Source organism: Alkanindiges illinoisensis, from assembly GCF_004377485.1.
GTDB lineage: Bacteria > Pseudomonadota > Gammaproteobacteria > Pseudomonadales > Moraxellaceae > Alkanindiges > Alkanindiges illinoisensis_A.
This window is the reverse complement of record NZ_SNTY01000009.1, coordinates 49,006-66,669: the sequence shown is the minus strand read 5'-3', so window position 1 is coordinate 66,669 and position 17,664 is coordinate 49,006. Positions and strand designations below refer to the sequence as shown.

Here is a 17,664-nt window from a genome sequence, read left to right as displayed (position 1 = left end):
TGGATAGACGGTAACTTGGTATGAGTGCCCTATTATAAAACAAAGCCGTACCCCACAGTGCACCAAATTAATGCATTAATAGGGATTTGTCTTGTAATTTAAAATTAACGCCCTAAATCAGAGCATCCTGCGCAACGCTTCATTAACATAAGTCAGCGCTTTCTGTAATTCCAGTGTGCAATTGATACGCACCATGCAAGAAAACCCGCTTGGCAAGGTCTGGTTATACTATTAAAGCAACGCCAAAGTGCTTACAATATGCACTAATCTGTTGGAGCTGTATGCATGAAATCCCCTAAAGTCGGTTTTGTATCTCTGGGCTGTCCTAAAGCACTGGTTGATTCGGAGCGAATCCTTACCCAGTTACGTACGGAAGGGTATGACGTTGCAGCTTCGTTTGAGGGCGCAGATTTAGTGGTGGTCAACACCTGCGGCTTTATTGAATCCGCCGTACAGGAGTCACTGGATGCCATTGGTGAAGCGATCAATGAAAATGGCAAGGTGATTGTGACAGGCTGTCTGGGTAAGGATGAAGCAAAAATCCGGGCCATGCATCCCAGCGTTCTAAAAGTGACCGGTGCTGCGGCTTATCAGGATGTGATAAGTGCCGTGCATGAATATGTGCCGCCACCGCCAGCGCATAATCCGTATATTGATCTGGTGCCGCCACAGGGCATTCGCCTGACGCCCAAGCATTATGCTTACCTAAAAATTTCCGAAGGCTGTAATCACCGCTGTACGTTTTGTATCATTCCGCAAATGCGTGGCGATCTGGTGTCGCGTCCAATTGGTAGCATTATGGATGAAGCACAGGCGCTGGTGAATGCAGGCGTAAAAGAAATTCTGGTGATTTCGCAGGATACTTCGGCCTATGGTGTAGATACCAAATACAAGCTGGATTTCTGGAACGGCCAGCCGCTTAAAACCAAATTTTATGACCTGTGTGCTGCGCTGGGGCAACTGGGCGTTTGGGTGCGCCTGCATTACGTTTATCCTTATCCGCATGTGGATGCCGTACTGGAACTGATGCGTGATGGCAAAATCCTGCCGTATCTGGATATTCCGTTCCAGCATGCCAGCCCGCGTATTTTAAAATTGATGAAACGCCCAGCACACAGCGAAAACACGCTGGAAAAAATCAAGCTGTGGCGTTCTATTTGTCCAGACCTCGCCATTCGTTCCACTTTTGTGGTTGGTTTTCCCGGTGAAACCGAAGAAGATTTTCAGTACCTGCTGGACTGGTTACGCGAGGCCAAACTGGATCGCGTAGGCTGCTTTACCTATTCACCGATTGAAGGTGCGCCAGCCAATGATTTACCGGATCTGGTGCCTGAAGAGATTAAGCAGGATCGCTACGAGCGCTTTATGCTGGTTGCGCAAGAAATATCACAGCAAATCCTTAAGGATAAAATTGGTAAGCGCATGACGGTGCTGGTTGACGAGCTTGATCCCGAATATCCGGTTGCTGTCGCGCGCTCTTATGCCGATGCCCCCGAAATTGATGGCAACGTATTTGTTGAAGATATCGACAAAAGCCAGATTCAGCCGGGCCAGATGCTGTATGTTGAAATTACCGATGCCGATGAATATGACCTGTTTGCCAAGCTAATTTCGGCATAAAGTCTATTTGTCAGGTCTGTAGTGTTTTGATGCGGGACTGCTAAAAGTTCAGCTTTTATCAGCCTGTATTTGATAAATTTTACAGTGATTCTGCCTTAAGGTGAATTTGGTGGATTGGCGCATGACACAGCATTTGTTACCATGCGCCCCGGTTAGCTAGTGTCTGGGATAGCGATGAGGATGTCAGGGTAAATTTGTGTGCAAATTTAATTATCTGCATTTAGTCTTGCCATTTACACCAACCTTATGCTGCTGTTTTTGATATAAAGTTATCTGTTTTAAAGTTTTATAATTGAATTGCTTGGGAGCAACACAATGGCTGAGAATAGCCCGCGTTTTTCACGCATACTGCTTAAACTGTCAGGAGAAGCGCTTTCAGGCAATAAGGATATGGGCATTGATGCCTCTATTCTGGATCAAATGTCGCTGTCTATCGCACATCTGGTGGGCCTTGGCGTGCAGGTTGGCATTGTGGTGGGTGGTGGTAACCTCTACAGGGGCAGCCAGCTACAACAGGAAGGATTGGTAGGCCGTGTCACTGGCGACCAGATGGGCATGCTGGCCACAGTCATGAATGGTCTGGCGCTACGTGATGCGCTGGAACGCCGCAATATTAAAACCCGTTTGATGTCTGCCATTTCTATTAACGGGGTAGTAGAAACCTATAGCAGCCGTGATGCAATTCGCCACCTGAAAAATGGTGAAGTATGCGTATTTGTAGCAGGTACGGGCAATCCATTCTTTACCACGGATACCGCAGCATGCCTGCGTGGTATTGAAATTGAAGCAACCCTGATTCTAAAAGCCACCAAAGTTGATGGTGTGTACGACAAAGACCCAAGCAAGCATGACGATGCGATCAAGTATGATTACCTGAGCTTTGATGAAGTACTGGATCGTAAGCTCGGTGTTATGGATTTGACAGCGATTTGCCTGTGCCGTGACCATAGTGTGCCATTGCAGGTTTTTAACATGAACAAACCGGGTGCACTGCTTTCTGTTGTGATGGGTGCGCCTGAAGGAACCCACGTGACCCGCTAGATGGCAGGCCGGTACGCTTAAATGCCGACATTGCTACAATATATTGATTCTGGAATAAAATGAGGAAGATTGGTCATGATTAATGATTTGAAAAAAGACGGCGAGAGCCGCATGAAAAAAAGTATTGAGGCGCTGGAAGCAGGCTTTGCCAAAGTTCGTACAGGCCGTGCCCATCCTTCCATGCTCAATGGCGTTATGGTGCCTTATTACGGTAGCGATGTGCCGCTGAATCAGGTGGCCAACATTGGTGTCGACGATGCACGTACACTGGTGGTACAGCCGTTTGAACGTAGCATGACCAGTACCATTGATAAGGCAATCCGTGAAAGTGATCTTGGTCTAAATCCAATCACTGCGGACATTATCCGTGTGCCGTTACCAGCGCTTACTGAAGAAACCCGTCGCAACATGCAAAAGCTGGCGCGCGGTGAAGCAGAAAATGCCAAAGTGGCTATCCGTAATATTCGCCGTGATATTTTGGGTGATATTAAAGATTTGCTTAAAGAAAAAGAAATTTCCGAAGATGAAGAACGTCGTGCTGGTGAAGAAATTCAAAAGCTGACCGACAAGTATGTGGCGGATGTCGATAAAATGCTTGCTGCCAAAGAAGCCGAGTTGATTCAGGTTTAATACAGCAGGCACCCTATGTCCAGTAATTCCATTTCCAGTAATCCGGTTGCTGCTGAGCCTGTCTCCAGTGAACAGCAGGGCGCTGATCAGACTTCCATGAACTTGCCACGTCATGTGGCGATTATTATGGATGGCAACAACCGTTATGGAAAGCGTGAAGCCTTGCCAGAAGGTGGGGGACATCGAGCGGGCAAGGTACAGCTTGATCCTGTGGTCGAGCAGGCTCGTCGTCTGGATGTTGAGGTACTCACTGTATTTGCCTTTTCCAGTGAAAACTGGCAGCGCCCCCACAAGGAAGTTGCCCTGCTGATGGAACTGTTTGCCCAGACTATCCGCGAGCAGGTTCCCCGCATGATCAAACACGATATTGCCTTGCGCTTTATTGGCAATCGTGCCCAGCTATCTGATGAACTACAGCAGCTCATGCTGGAAGCTGAAAGTGCCACAGCGCATCATTGTTCAATGACGCTGGTGATTGCCGTAAGCTATGGCGGCATGTGGGACATTGCTCAGGCTGCCCAGCAACTGGCGCTTCAGGTAGAGCGTGGGCTGTTAAATGTCGGTCAGATTAACGAACAGGCGCTGCAACAGTATATTTCGCTATCCGACCTGCCAGCAGTCGATTTGATGATCCGTACTGGTGGCGACTATCGGTTGTCCAATTTTCTGCTTTGGCAAGCTGCCTATGCAGAGCTATATTTTACTGAAACCTTATGGCCTGATTTTTCAGTAGAAGAATTTAATAAGGCGCTTAAGGTTTTTGCCCAGCGTGAACGCCGTTTTGGTCGTACGAGCGAGCAGGTTAAGCAGCAACTCGATAATAACCATCCTGCAACAGCAACGAGCTTTGATAATGATTGAGCGCATTCGCACAGCACTGATTTTAGTTGCTATTGTCCTGCTGTGTATGTTTGCCAGCACAAGTGTACTGCCCATGATGGGCTTGATGTTACTCATGGTGGCAATTGCCGGTTATGAGTGGGCACGTTTAATTCCCAATCAACAATACATTCTATATGCAGCTATTGTTACTGGAATTTCTGCGGGTACTTTATTTTTACCACAAAGCTGGCCTTATCTCTGGGCAATTGCCTTACTGATCTGGCTCATAAGTCTGTCGTGGGTCAAGCAATATCCTGAAAAAACAGGCTGGTACAATAAAAGTCTGAATGTCCTCGGTGCAATACTCTTAGTTGCAACGGTAATAGCTATTTTTGCCTTATGGCAACAGTCGCCGTGGTGGCTCATGTATGTGTTTGCACTGGTATGGTGTGCTGATAGCGGCGCCTATTTTGCTGGACGTGCATTTGGCAAGCGCAAACTGGCGCCCAATGTCAGTCCCAATAAATCAGTAGAGGGATTGATTGGCGGATTAGCATTAACACTGGTAGTGATACTGGCGGTAGGCTTTGGTCAACTCAAGCTTGATGCCACTGCACTGGTTGTGTTTATTGCGCTGTCTATTGTCACTGTACTTGCTTCTGTACAGGGCGATCTATTTGAATCCATGGTCAAGCGCAAGGCTGGGATTAAGGATTCAGGAAAAATTTTGCCCGGCCACGGTGGCGTACTGGATCGTATAGATTCCTTAATGGCCGCAACCCCGGTGTTTGCACTAGGGTTATGGTTACAGCAGCAATTTTTAGGTGGTTTTTAAGATGCCAGTGCAACAGGTAACGATTCTTGGCGCTACTGGTTCCATTGGAAAAAGTACCCTAAAGGTGCTGGCTCAGCATCCTGATCAGTATCAGGTTTATGCCTTGACAGGCTTTCAGCGTCTAGATGAACTGGCACAATTGGTTGAACAGTATTCTCCAAAAGTTGTGGTTGTTCCAGACGGCAAAATAGATGCTTTTAGATCATTACTTGCATTGCATTGTAATGACAAGAAAATACATGCTATTGAAATTGTTGAGGGTGAAGCCGGGTTATGTCAGGTTGCTAGTGCAGCAGCAGTGGACGTTGTGATGGCAGCAATTGTTGGCAGCGCCGGATTAAAACCGACACTGGCCGCCATTGATGCAGGGAAACGCGTGTTACTTGCTAATAAGGAAGCATTGGTCATGGCAGGTGAGCTGTTTATGCAGCGCGTCAAGCAGGCTCAAGCCACCTTGCTGCCAGTAGATTCTGAGCATAATGCCATTTTTCAATGCCTGCCTACAGATTATTTCAGCAGTACAGCACGCTTTGCAAATCACGGCAATCGGGCTGGTGTTTCACAGATTTTGCTGACGGCATCCGGTGGCCCATTCAGGACATGGACACTGCAACAAATGCAGCAGGCTACGCCAGCACAAGCCTGCAAACATCCTAACTGGTCAATGGGCCAGAAAATTTCTGTTGACTCAGCAACCCTGATGAATAAAGGGCTCGAACTGATTGAAGCCTGTCATTTGTTTGAGTTACCCGTTGAACGCGTGACAGTGGTCATTCACCCGGAAAGCATTGTTCATTCATTGGTGCAGTACATTGATGGTTCTACCCTAGCGCAGCTCGGTAATCCTGATATGTGTACGCCAATTGCACATGCGCTTGCATGGCCACAGCGGATTGCAACCACCGTTCCGCCATTGGATTTATTTTCTGCCAATTGCCTGAACTTTGAGCAACCGGATGAAGTCAGGTTTCCCGCTTTGGCATTGGCAAAATCCGCCATGAAAACCGGCGGTTGTGCGCCTGCTGTATTGAATGCAGCCAATGAAGTTGCTGTTGCAGCATTTCTGGCTAATAAAATTGCGTTTACACAGATTACACAACTCATACACGCAGTAATAACACAAATCAATGTGCTTCCTGCACACGACCTTGACACAATCCTTGTGCAAGACCTTGAAGCGCGCGAGCTTGCAGGGCAATGGATAATGGCGAATGCCAACAGGACTACATGAATATCGTATTTATTATTCTTGCAGCAATTGTTTTACTAGGGCCTTTGATTGCAATTCATGAGTTCGGCCATTTCTGGGTTGCCAGACGAATGGGAGTCAAGGTACTGGTCTATTCCATTGGATTTGGCCCCACATTATTGAAATGGCACGGCAAAGACGGAGTATGCTATCAGCTTGCTGCCATTCCGCTGGGTGGCTATGTACGCATGGCAGATGAGCGTGAAGGTGAAGTTGCCGCTGAAGATATTCCCTATGCCTTTAACCGCCAGTCAGCCTGGAGCCGTATTGCCATTGTGGCAGCTGGTCCGCTGATTAACCTGCTATTTGCAATTGTGCTGTACTGGATCTTGTTTCTGCCTGCCAGTGAGCAATTAAATACCCGTATTGGTCAAATCCAGCCCCATTCTCCTGCGGCTCAGGCAGGGCTACAGGTCGGTGATAAAATTACCGCAGTGGATGGCACCCAGACCTTAACCTGGGAAAACCTGAACTATGCGCTGGTAGAGCGCATGGGTGAAACTGGCAGCATTCAGATCACTGCCGAACGTCATCAGCAACTTCAAACCTACAACCTGCCAATCCAGAATTTCATGCGCACCAGTGGGCAAAACCCACTTGAACAATTGGGTTTTTTACCTTATCAGCCTGATATTAAGCCTGTTATTGGTGAGGTAACTCCTCATGAAGCCGCTGCAAATCAGGGGCTGAAAGCTGGCGATCAGATTGTACAGATTAATCAGCGACCAATCAATCAATGGTTTCAGGTGACCCAGATTGTACGCAGCCATCCTGAGCAGGTGTTGGTATTTGACATCGTACGTGATGGCAAACCTTTGCAGTTAAAAGTAATGCCCAAGGGTAAAAAGGATGCGGTAGGCACTGAATATGGATTTCTGGGTGCAAGCGCTAAAGTTGAAAATTATAAAATTCCAACAGAATATACCCAAACAGTTCAGTACAGTCCGCTCACCGCGCTGGGCATGGCCGCTAACCAAACATGGCAATTGTCGGTAATTACAGTTCAGGCCATGGGTAAAATGTTTACCGGAAAAATTGGCCTGGAAAACTTGTCTGGTCCAGTGACTATTGCCAATATGGCTGGCCAAAGTGCCGAAATGGGCTGGCAGCCATTTATCAGGCTTATGGCCTTAATGAGTGTTAGTCTGGGAATTTTAAACTTATTACCTATCCCGGTACTTGATGGTGGACACATAGTCTATTATTTTATTGAAGCACTGCGCGGTAAACCAGTGTCCGAGCAAATTCAAATGATTGGCTTGCGCATTGGTATAGTATTACTTGGGGCATTGATGATCCTTGCACTATTTAATGATTTTGCACGCCTGATCTAACAGCTGTGTAACAATGATTTTTAATTAATTTTTACTTTTGGAATCCTTAGGCATGCGGCACTCATATTTTACACTGCCTCTGACACTGGTTAGCGCAATGGCTTTGGTACAGCAGGCCAATGCTGAAGATTTTGTAGCACAGGACGTCCGGATTGAAGGACTGGTACGGCTTGCACCAGCCAGCGTTTACGGGGTATTGCCGGTCAGCAGCGGTGATCAGATTACTGATGCAAAAGTGGCAGATAGTATTCGTGCCTTATATGCCACTGGCAACTTTGATGACATTCAAAGTGTACGTGACGGTAATACACTGGTGTTCAAGGTTATTGAGCGTCCTGTAATTTCATCAGTGACCTTCACTGGCAATAAACTGATTCCAACCGATACCCTGAAACAGGGTTTAAAAAGCCTGAATCTGGGTGAAGGTCAGGTGCTCAAGCGTGCGACCTTGCAAAATATTGAAAATGAGCTTGAGCAGCAATATGCCCAGCAGGGTCGTTATGATGCTGACGTCACTGTGGAAACTACCCCACGGGCCAACAACAGGGTTGATTTAAACTTCAAGTTCATTGAGGGTACGGCAGCCAAGGTTTTTGATATTAATGTCATTGGCAATACCGTATTTAAGGACAGTGACATCCTGCAAGCCTTTGCAGTTAAAGAAAGCTCATGGTCATCCGTATTGACCCGGAATGACCGCTATGCCCGCGAGCGCATGACAGCCAGTCTGGAAAGTCTGCGTGCGCTTTATTTAAACAAGGGCTATGTTAATTTTAATGTGAATAATGCCCAGTTAAACATTAGTGAAGATAAAAAGCGCATTTTTATTGAAGTGAGCATTAGTGAAGGTGAGCAGTATAAATTTGGTCAAACCAAGTTTTTAGGCGATACGCTATTTTCGCAAGATGAATTACGTCCACTGGCAATTTTCAAGGAAGGTGCAACTTACTCGCAGGCGCAAGTTAATGCGGTTAAGGAGTTACTAACCCGCAAATATGGTAATGCCGGCTATTATTTTGCCGAGATCAATGCTGTACCTGACATTGATGAAGCAAATAAGACCGTTAACCTAAATTATTATATTAATCCGGGCAAGCAGGTCACGGTGCGTCGTATTAACTTTAATGGCAATACCAAGACAGCCGATGAAGTGCTACGCCGTGAGATGCGTCAAATGGAAGGTGCACTGGCTACCAATGAAAAAATTGATCTGTCCAAAGTGCGCTTGGAACGCACAGGCTATTTCAAGACTGTAGCAATTGAACCTGTGCGTGTTCCTAATACAGCCGATCAGATTGATCTCAATGTTAAGGTTGAAGAGCAAAACTCTGGTACCAGTACTGTAGCGGTAGGCTATTCGCAAGGTGGCGGTGTCACTTTCCAGCTGGGTCTTAGCCAGACTAACTTTCTGGGAACTGGTAATCAGGTGGCAATTGATCTGTCACGCTCAGAAACACTGGATTATTATAACCTGAATGTTCTGGATCCTTATTTCACGATTGATGGGGTCAGCCGGGGTTATAACGCCTATTTCCGCAAAACCAAGCTGGATAAACTGAACGTTAGTACTTATGTTACAGATTCTGTAGGTGGTAGCTTAACGTTTGGTTATCCGCTGGATGAAAACCAGAATGTCAGTGCATCATTCAATGTGGATGAAACCCAGATTTCTACGGGCCAGTTTGTATCAACAGCGATACGTGATTATTTATTGGCTAATGGTGGTAAGCCTACAGGTAGTGTTTATAAAACCACAACGGTGGACAAAACAGATGCCAATGGCAATAAAATTCCACAATTAGATAAAGATGGGAACGTTGTCCGTGGTACCGATGGTAGTATTGTCTATGAAACCGAACAACAAACCACAAAGCTCTATGACAGCAGCTTTGAAGGTGATTATTTAACGTATAATTTAAATCTGGCTTGGGCCTATAACACCCTAAACCGTCCGGTATTCCCAACCAAAGGGATGTACCATCGTTTGTCGCTGGATATTGCCTTGCCCGGTAGTGATGTGGAATATCAAAAACTGACGTATGATGGTCAGGCGCTATTTCCACTGGGTGACAAATTTGTTCTGCGCACTTATAGCAAACTGGGCTATGGTAATGACTTGCCGTTTTATAAAAACTATTTTGCTGGTGGTTATGGCTCAGTCCGCGGTTATAAGGTAAGTACGCTGGGCCCGCGCAGTCCCGCAGTGATTTATCAGGAAACTGGTACTACCGATACAGATCCAGAAGCAATTGGTGGTAATGCCCTGATTCAGGGTGGGGTAGAGCTGGTATTGCCTGTACCATTCAAGGGTGACTGGTCACGCCAGATCCGTCCTGTCCTGTTTGTCGAAGGTGGTCAGGTCTACAATACCGATGCTTCAGATTTTGAAATCAGTGCAGATAACATTCGGTACAGTGCTGGTGTCGGGTTTACCTGGATTACGGTGATTGGTCCATTATCGCTGAGCTATGCATATCCGCTTAATCAGAAAGATGGTGATGAAACAAAACGTGTTCAGTTTGAAATTGGACGTACCTTTTAAGCAAATGGATGCTTAAAAACATTTAAGAGTCACAAGGAGTTTAATATGCGTCATTTATTTGCCACAGCCGCACTGACCATTGCTGCTTTATCAACCAGTGCTGCTTATGCCAATAATGTTGCAGTTGCCGATTCTCAGGTAGCAATTTTTAATTCAAAATACGCCAAGCAAACCGTGGCTAACCTAAACAGTAGCCTAAAGCCGCAGCGTGACCGGATTGAAGCCCTGCAAAAAGAACTGGCTGGTATTGAAAATCGCTTCAAGACTGATGCCAAAGTACTGAAGGAAGATCAGGTGAGAGCATTGCAAACGCAGGCTCAAAGCAAGATCAACGAATACAACAGTACGGCTGAAGGTTTGCAAAAGCGTGTTGATGAAACGCAAGCCACCATGTACAAAACGCTGCTGCCAAAACTTGAGAAAATCATTGAAGATATTCGCAAGGAAGGCAATTATGACATTATCATTGAAAAGAAAAATGTCATCTGGAGCAGCCCAACTGTGGACATTACCAGCAAAATTACTGAACGTCTGGATGCTACCCAGTAATTGCCAGATTATTTGGTATGGTTACTTCCGCATTGACACTGGGTCAACTGGCGGCGCGGCTTAATGCTGAGCTGATCGGTAACCCGGATATTGCCATTCAGGGTCTGGCTTCATTACAGCATGCCAAGCCCTGGCATCTGGCTTTCTTATCCAATAGTCGCTATAAATCCCAGCTAGCTGACACACAAGCTGGTGCTGTCCTTATTCGAAAGGAAGATATGGGAGAGTATAAGGGCAATGCCCTGATTGTACCCAATCCCTATGCTGCCTTTGCGGGCCTGAGCCATTTATTTGACCAAACCCCCAAGCCTGCTGCCTTTATTCATCCAACGGCAGTGATTGCTCCTTCAGCCATTATTGATGCAACGGCTTCCATTGGCCCTTATGTGGTCATTGAAGATGAGGTCAATATTGCTGCCAATGTCATTCTGGAAAGCCATGTTTGTATTGCCAAAGGAAGCGCCATTGGCAAGGGGTCATGGCTGGATAAGCATGTCACGGTTCAGCATCATTGCCAGCTTGGCGAACGAGTCCGGGTTCATGCAGGTACAGTAATTGGCGCCGATGGTTTTGGCTTTGCCCCGCATGAAGGTCAATGGTATCGCATTGCCCAGCTGGGACGTGTCATTATTGGCGATGATGTACGGATTGGCGCTAACTGTACGATTGATCGTGGCGCGCTGGATGATACCACGATTGGTAATGGCGTCATTATCGATAATTTGGTGCAGATTGCCCACAATGTACAGATTGGTGATTACACTGCCATCGCAGCGAATGTCGGGATTGCAGGTAGTGCCAGCATTGGCAAGCATTGTATTATTGGCGGTGCTTCCGGTATTGCCGGGCATTTGTCCATCTGTGATCATGTTAACCTGACGGGCATGGCTATGATTACCAAATCTATTAATCAACCAGGTACTTATTCTTCCGGCACATCATTTGCTGAAAATTCGCAATGGAAGAAAATGGTGGTACGTTTGCGGCAGCTTGCTGATGTGCCATTAACCCAGCTAATTAAACAAATTGAGCATTTGCAAGCGCGGGTTGAACAGGTAGAATCGCGGGCAACTTCTTACCCGCCATCATCATTACCTCAAGATGACTAAAGATATTTCCGCTGCTGTATCCCTTGATTACCAGTTGCCCATGCAGGCTGACGCTATCCGCAGTTATCTGCCGCAGCGTTACCCCTTTTTGCTGGTTGACCGGGTGACTGATGTTGTACCTAATCAGTCTATCAAGGGCTTAAAAAATGTTTCTATCAATGAAGAATTCTTTCAGGGACATTTTCCAGGCTTGCCAATTATGCCTGGTGTGCTAATTGTTGAGTCAATGGCACAAATTGCTGGTATTCTAGGCTTTATGAGTGCAGGCAAGCGCCCGCGTGATGGCTACATGTTTTTGTTTGCCGGTGCAGACAAGGTACGTTTTAAGCGTCAGGTAATTCCTGGGGATACACTCATATTAAGTGCTGAGCTGTTAATGCAGCGAAGAGGGATTTTCAAGTTCAGTTGCCAGGCTCATGTAGAAGGAAAACTTGTGGCCAGTGCTGAAATTCTGGTTTCGGAACAACAGATTACATTAATATGAACAATAACAGCGTACAAAATAGCCGTATGGCTTACAACCCAAACATTCATCCTACTGCAATTATTGATCCAACCGCAGAGATTGCAGCCAGTGTCACGATTGGTGCCTATAGTATTGTTGGCCCGCAGGTGAGCATTGATGTGGATTGTGACATCGGCCCACATGTGGTAATTGCAGGTTTGACCCGCATTGGCAAACGCAACCGGATTTTTCAGTTTGCCAGCATTGGTGAAATTTGCCAGGATTTGAAATTCAAGGGTGAGGAAACCTGGCTTGAAATTGGGGATGATAATATTATCCGTGAAGCCTGCACCCTGCATCGTGGTACTGTGCAGGATCAAAGCCTAACCCGGCTTGGCCATCGTAACCTGCTGATGGTAAATACCCATATTGCGCATGATTGCATGATTGGCAATGATAATATTTTTGCCAATAATGTCGGTATTGCCGGGCATGTGAGTGTAGGTGATCATATTATTATTGGCGGAAATTCAGGTGTTCACCAGTTTTGCAGCATTGATTCCTATAGCATGATTGGTGGCGGTAGCACGATTTTAAAAGATGTTCCTGCTTATACCATGGTGTCTGGTAATCCAGCGCATGCCTATGGCATGAATTATGAAGGCATGCGTCGCAAAGGCTGGGATGCTGATAAAATCAATAATCTGCGTAAAGCCTTTAAAATGGTTTATCGTGAAAACCTAACGACTGTTCAGGCCATTGATAAACTCACTAATGAGCTGTTACCGCAAACGCCAGAAGTACAATTGCTGATTGATTCACTGACATCATCGAAGCGCGGCATTGTTCGTTAAGTTTTAGCATCGATTAAAAACCGCCCATATTGATTAAACAACTGGGCGGTTTTTTTATGCTTAAAGCTTGCAGCCTTGAGTTAAGCTCAGAAATAATTAACGCAATTGAACACTACCTGAAGCATTAACCCGAAGCTGACTGTTGCCGCCTTGCACATTCTGGCTTTCCATGGAAGCTGCGGCATCTCTGGCTTTCATGGCATACATGATAGGTGGACGTTCATTGTTCATGGCATTTAAATCAAGGCTTACCAGTTCATAACCGCTGGCTTGCCAGGATTGCTGTAACAGGCGAGCACGTTGCTGGAATGCCTGAGAAGCTTCCACCATTAATTCATTTTCAACCCGCTTGCGTTCATCATCAGAGACACTAAAATTAATGGACTGAACCTGCATCTTGTCCTGCAAGGCTGCAATCAAATCACTGGTGGCTTTAAAGTCAGTGCTTTTAAGCTCAATTTGCGCACGGGCACGCCAGCCTTTGAGCTTGTTCTTGTCATCATAAATAGGGTAGGTGCTTTGTGCCCCGGTACTCACTTTAACTTGTGGATATTTGGCTGCCTGACGCATGGCTTCATTCAGGGTACGGGTAATATCCTGCGACAGGCTGGTTGGGCTATTGCTGTTGAGTTCGGTAAACAGCACGGCTTCCATCTGGTTATTGGTGACTTCACGCGTCGCATCGGCCTGGAGCTGAATCAGACGGTACTGCGGTTTGTCAGTATCCGCGAATGCTGCTGGCGCGCTTAAACCCACTAGTGAACCTGCAAGAACCGTACTATAAATTGCACGTTGAATGAAGCTGTGTGATTTGATGTTTTTCATCAGTTATAAATCCTTATGACCCAATTTAAAGTTAATTGTTGCCCAGAAAAATAACCAGAAAGTCGATTATGAAAAATCATTGCTTTAAGGTTTATGACAAGCATCATGGCTGGACTGCTGATTAAACTCAGTTCGTTTAATGTGAATACTTCATTGTTTTAAGTAGAAAATTGGCTAAAAAACAAAAAATTATGGATGCGCAGTAATAAAGCTGCGGGCGTATTGGGCTTCGGGCGAACCTGAATAATCACGCACCAGCTTTTTCATTAAAGCTGTAGCTTCACTGGTGCGTTTGTCAATTTCCTGTGTGATGGTAGCAACCCGGTACAAGGCGGTGGAAGCCTTGGCACTTTTTGGATATTTGGTGATGACTTCATTAAAGCTTTTTTTAGCTTTAACAAAATCAGCCGGATTGCTGGCTAAATAAAACTCCCCAAGCCAGTAATAGGCATTGGGGACATAAACACTATTGGGAAAACTGGCAATAAATTGCTGCATTGGCTTAATGGCTTTGGACGCGCCACCTGCCTTATATGCATCATAAGCGCTGATATAGGCTTGTTTGTCAGGTTGTTTGTCATTTGAACCGTCCTGCTGTACATACAGTGTCTTGTCAGAAGATGGTTTACTGCTTGCAGGTGCTGATGGTGTGCTGGAAACAGGTGGATTGGCATCCAGTGCTGGAGATGTGGTTTTTGCTGCAGGCTTGGGATTATCAGGCGGCGTCATATTGGTGCCGGGTGGATTGCTTACAGGCGAATTGGCCTCTGGTGTGGCTGAGTTAGTATCCCCATTTCCTGTACCATCATCAGGATTGTCGCTGTTTTCATCAGCAGGCTGGGTTTGCTCTTTTAATAGCTCAAGTCGCTGATCTAGATCGGTATAACGGTTTTTTACCTCTTTTTGGGTTCTATCCAGCGTGTCTTGTTGTGATTCGAGCTGGCCACGCAATTCACGAACTTCCTGTTGCAGCTGCTGTACCTGCTGATAAAGCTGCCACAAGGTAGAGCCTTGGTCATCTGTTGCTGCGCTGCCAGCTGATGACACTGCGCTGTTATTGGCTTGAGTCAGGCTGCCTTGCTCAATCGGAACTGCCTGTGCCTGCGGAAGCGCAGTCATGCCCAGCGCTCCTGCTAGCAGTAGACCCTGCATAAATTTTTTTGAAATTGAAAAACTGGCCATAAAAAGCAACATCTCATCATTAAAAGCAGTTATTACAAAAATACACCAAGACAATCATGGAATTGAAGCCAATCCAGCTTTAAATCAAGGTTTTTTTGTTGGTTCAGGTGACATAACCGTTGTACAACTTATACCTTGCGTCCATAACCTTCCAGCAAATTGAAAAAACAACCATCCGTGACTTGTGCTTTAGTCATTGCTGAAGCTAGCTCTAGTAAAGGCTGGTTAATGGCTTCATCTGTAAGCTGAAATGTACGGTAATGAATGGAGAGTGACTGCTTGCTGTGCAGATCAAGATGTGCCTGAATTGCATCGGCCGGATTCATATGCATGGTTTGCATGATCTTGCGAGGCTCATACGCGCCAATTGGCAATAGACTTAAACGCGGCGCCCCCAGATTTTCCCGGATTTGCTGAAAATGTGGCGAGTAACCGGTATCGCCTGCAAAGAAACAATGATCATCCGGCGTTAAAATGGATAAGCCGCCCCATAATGCCTTGTTACGATCCTTTAGGCCACGGCCTGAAAAGTGTTGTGCCGGGGTATAAACGATTTTAATGCGGGCATCAGGATTAAAGTCAGCCTGTTGCCACCAGTCCAGTTCAATGACCTGCATCTCGTCTGGTAAATAACAGCGATTGGCCAAGCCGGTATAAATGGGCATACGATCACGCTGATGCAGCCATTTTAAGCTGGCCAAATCCAGATGATCATAATGATTGTGACTTAGCAGGACTGCATCAATGGGTGGCAGCTCATCTAGTGCAATACCAGCAGGGCGTACCCGTTTTGGCCCCAGATGCGGAACTGGGCTAACATGTTGTGCCCATACGGGATCAGTTAAAAAGTTGTAGGGTCCAATCTGCATCAGTGCAGTGGCATGACCAACAAACCACACCTGCCAATCGTTAAGATTTGCATTAGGGCGTACTTGCGGCTTATCCGGACAGGAAGCTACAGTTTCCTGAGCTGGCCACTGGGCAGGTTTGCGGAACAACAACCATTCATATAGCGCGACACTGCGATGCGCATCGTTGGCCGTAATCGCTGACGCAGGATTAAAAAAGCCTTGGTTTGTGCTGTGATCACTAGGTACATACTCAAAATCTGGCACTAACAAAGCATGTTGTCCACTAAACTGGGTGGTAAGCTGGTGAATCGGATGGGAACGACGCAAGCGCGACATAAAATTCTCCAGTATGGCTGGCTCAATAGGGATTGATGAAATAGCCATTAGGTAATTGTGCAATCTAATTGAATGTTAGCCTAGAAAAAACGTCATAAGTAGCTAAATAAGTTTAAATTAATCAGTTAGCATGAATTTTATTAAAAATTAGGTATTTGTGCGCATTGAATCTTAAAATTGTTCTGAATAACAGGTATTAAACCATTTTAGAATAAGAGAAATTGAATTTTGAATTAATTATAAAGACCATTTTCTGTCCTAAAAATGAGAATTTAAATAACTAGATGTTTTTACTTCAATTAATGAGAAAATTTTAATAAATAAAAAGTTACGTTTTCTATAAAAAATTACTTCGCTTACTTATATTCACCCAAAGCAGCATTAATGCTATTAAACCTGATGCTTTTAAAACATCGTAACTTGAGTATTACGGCTATGTTGAATATGCCGAATTTCCGGTAGTCATTAATCGTCAAGGTAGGTGCACTATGAGTAATCAGTCTAATAATAGTATGGCCAACAACATGGGCAACAACGCGCAAGGATATGGCGAGCGTCAGGGAACCCAGCAAAATCAGCAAAACCAGGCCGGTATGAATAATCAGTCTGGCATGAATAATCAGGCTCAACAAAACCAGTCTGATATGAATCAGCAAAGTCAATATAACCAGCAGACACCCAATAATAATCAGAGCCAAAATCAACAAAACCAGCAAAGTGACCAGATAAATCAGCATAACCAACACAATTCAATGAACCAGAACAACCAGACTGGTCAAAACAGCCAAATGAATCAACAAAACCAAAAAGACCAGAATAATCAGATGAACCAGCAAGGTAGCCAAACCGGGCAAATGAACTGGCAAGACCAGAATAGCGAGAAAAAACCGTTAAATCAGTCCTATCAATCCAATCAGACTCAGCCAAATCAGCCACAAAGCACCATTCAGGAAGATCCTAGCACCCAGTCTGATGGCTAAGTATTGATTCTTTTTAAGTATTAATTCATGATCATTTTTAACTATAAAGCCACTTTTATTTAAATGTGGCTTTATACATCATTAAAGCCCGGGTTTTATTATTTTAATGCTGAGAAAGCCACCCCAATAATGAGAAAGCTAAGGGATGAAAATTATAAAATAATTGACTCACTATAATTAGCTGATTTTAAAATTAATACCTTGCTGATTGATTTAATCATGTATAAATCATTTGAATTATTTATTGTATTCCAAGGAAAACAAAGCAAAATTAATCAGATGCACAAGTTTTGAACGGCTGCGGTCTTGCATTAGCTTAAATAATCACTATACTTGCCCTTGCAATGGTAACCCCATTGGTGTCTTCGCAATGACTGCTTGTGAACCCCGCCAGGACCGGAAGGTAGCAACGGTAGCAGGTTAGTGATGTGCCGAAGGTAAGCTGATGGGGTTGCCACCA

General features: G+C 45.3%; 16 protein-coding genes and 1 other RNA gene. 14 read left to right on the top strand and 3 right to left on the bottom strand.

Annotation, left to right across the window (positions count from 1 at the left end; translation table 11 throughout):
- The first annotated feature begins 285 nt into the window (after positions 1–285).
- The 12 genes from rimO to lpxA all read left to right on the top strand — a co-directional run bounded on the left by rimO (position 286) and on the right by lpxA (position 13,030).
- Entirely contained in the window at positions 286–1,620 is a 1,335-nt protein-coding gene (gene rimO / locus E2B99_RS02420; RefSeq protein ID WP_134243399.1) for a 30S ribosomal protein S12 methylthiotransferase RimO, read from the top strand.
- A gap of 315 nt (positions 1,621–1,935) precedes the next feature.
- On the top strand, positions 1,936–2,661 hold the full coding sequence (pyrH, locus tag E2B99_RS02415) for a UMP kinase (protein ID WP_026470252.1): 726 nt from the start codon (positions 1,936–1,938) through the stop codon (positions 2,659–2,661).
- Between the two features lie 75 nt (positions 2,662–2,736).
- The gene (frr, locus tag E2B99_RS02410) at positions 2,737–3,291 is read left to right on the top strand and encodes a ribosome recycling factor (RefSeq protein WP_134243398.1); all 555 of its coding nucleotides are present in this window, start codon (positions 2,737–2,739) and stop codon (positions 3,289–3,291) included.
- Positions 3,292–3,387: 96 nt separating this feature from the next.
- Positions 3,388–4,152 carry a polyprenyl diphosphate synthase gene (gene uppS / locus E2B99_RS02405; RefSeq protein WP_134243415.1) on the top strand — a complete coding sequence of 255 codons (765 nt, stop codon included), beginning with the start codon at positions 3,388–3,390 and terminating at the stop codon, positions 4,150–4,152.
- Complete coding sequence (locus tag E2B99_RS02400; RefSeq protein WP_134243397.1) at positions 4,145–4,948, top strand: phosphatidate cytidylyltransferase; 804 nt, start codon at positions 4,145–4,147, stop codon at positions 4,946–4,948. The genes uppS and E2B99_RS02400 overlap by 8 nt, the downstream gene beginning before the upstream one ends.
- A 1-nt stretch (position 4,949) precedes the next feature.
- Complete coding sequence (locus E2B99_RS02395) at positions 4,950–6,179, top strand: 1-deoxy-D-xylulose-5-phosphate reductoisomerase (protein ID WP_134243396.1); 1,230 nt, start codon at positions 4,950–4,952, stop codon at positions 6,177–6,179.
- Positions 6,176–7,531 (top strand): RIP metalloprotease RseP, encoded by a 1,356-nt coding sequence (rseP, locus tag E2B99_RS02390; RefSeq protein WP_134243395.1) that lies wholly within the window; start codon positions 6,176–6,178, stop codon positions 7,529–7,531. Before E2B99_RS02395 ends, rseP begins: the two co-directional genes overlap by 4 nt.
- 52 nt (positions 7,532–7,583) lie before the next feature.
- Entirely contained in the window at positions 7,584–10,073 is a 2,490-nt protein-coding gene (bamA, locus tag E2B99_RS02385) for an outer membrane protein assembly factor BamA (protein WP_134243394.1), read from the top strand.
- A 45-nt stretch (positions 10,074–10,118) separates the two neighbouring features.
- Positions 10,119–10,622 (top strand): OmpH family outer membrane protein, encoded by a 504-nt coding sequence (locus E2B99_RS02380; RefSeq protein WP_134243393.1) that lies wholly within the window; start codon positions 10,119–10,121, stop codon positions 10,620–10,622.
- Positions 10,623–10,639: 17 nt separating this feature from the next.
- A complete protein-coding gene (lpxD, locus tag E2B99_RS02375) occupies positions 10,640–11,731 on the top strand; it encodes a UDP-3-O-(3-hydroxymyristoyl)glucosamine N-acyltransferase (protein ID WP_134243392.1) in 1,092 nt (363 codons plus the stop codon).
- Complete coding sequence (fabZ, locus tag E2B99_RS02370) at positions 11,724–12,215, top strand: 3-hydroxyacyl-ACP dehydratase FabZ (RefSeq protein ID WP_134243391.1); 492 nt, start codon at positions 11,724–11,726, stop codon at positions 12,213–12,215. Before lpxD ends, fabZ begins: the two co-directional genes overlap by 8 nt.
- 26 nt (positions 12,216–12,241) lie before the next feature.
- A complete protein-coding gene (gene lpxA / locus E2B99_RS02365) occupies positions 12,242–13,030 on the top strand; it encodes an acyl-ACP--UDP-N-acetylglucosamine O-acyltransferase (RefSeq protein WP_134243414.1) in 789 nt (262 codons plus the stop codon).
- 96 nt (positions 13,031–13,126) lie between these two features.
- Here lpxA and E2B99_RS02360 read toward each other — a convergent pair whose 3' ends face one another.
- The 3 genes from E2B99_RS02360 to E2B99_RS02350 form a co-directional block, all read right to left on the bottom strand.
- A complete protein-coding gene (locus E2B99_RS02360; protein ID WP_430981436.1) occupies positions 13,127–13,828 on the bottom strand; it encodes an SIMPL domain-containing protein in 702 nt (233 codons plus the stop codon).
- Positions 13,829–14,044: 216 nt separating this feature from the next.
- Positions 14,045–14,974: a YbgF trimerization domain-containing protein gene (locus tag E2B99_RS02355; protein WP_166738967.1), complete on the bottom strand. Its 930-nt coding sequence runs from the start codon at positions 14,972–14,974 to the stop codon at positions 14,045–14,047.
- 191 nt (positions 14,975–15,165) lie between these two features.
- The gene (locus tag E2B99_RS02350; RefSeq protein ID WP_134243388.1) at positions 15,166–16,224 is read right to left on the bottom strand and encodes an MBL fold metallo-hydrolase; all 1,059 of its coding nucleotides are present in this window, start codon (positions 16,222–16,224) and stop codon (positions 15,166–15,168) included.
- A gap of 488 nt (positions 16,225–16,712) precedes the next feature.
- Between E2B99_RS02350 and E2B99_RS02345 the strand changes: the two genes are divergently transcribed.
- Positions 16,713–17,204: a hypothetical protein gene (locus E2B99_RS02345; RefSeq protein ID WP_134243387.1), complete on the top strand. Its 492-nt coding sequence runs from the start codon at positions 16,713–16,715 to the stop codon at positions 17,202–17,204.
- 354 nt (positions 17,205–17,558) lie between these two features.
- Positions 17,559–17,655: signal recognition particle sRNA small type (ffs, locus tag E2B99_RS02340), an RNA gene on the top strand.
- Positions 17,656–17,664 lie beyond the last annotated feature (9 nt).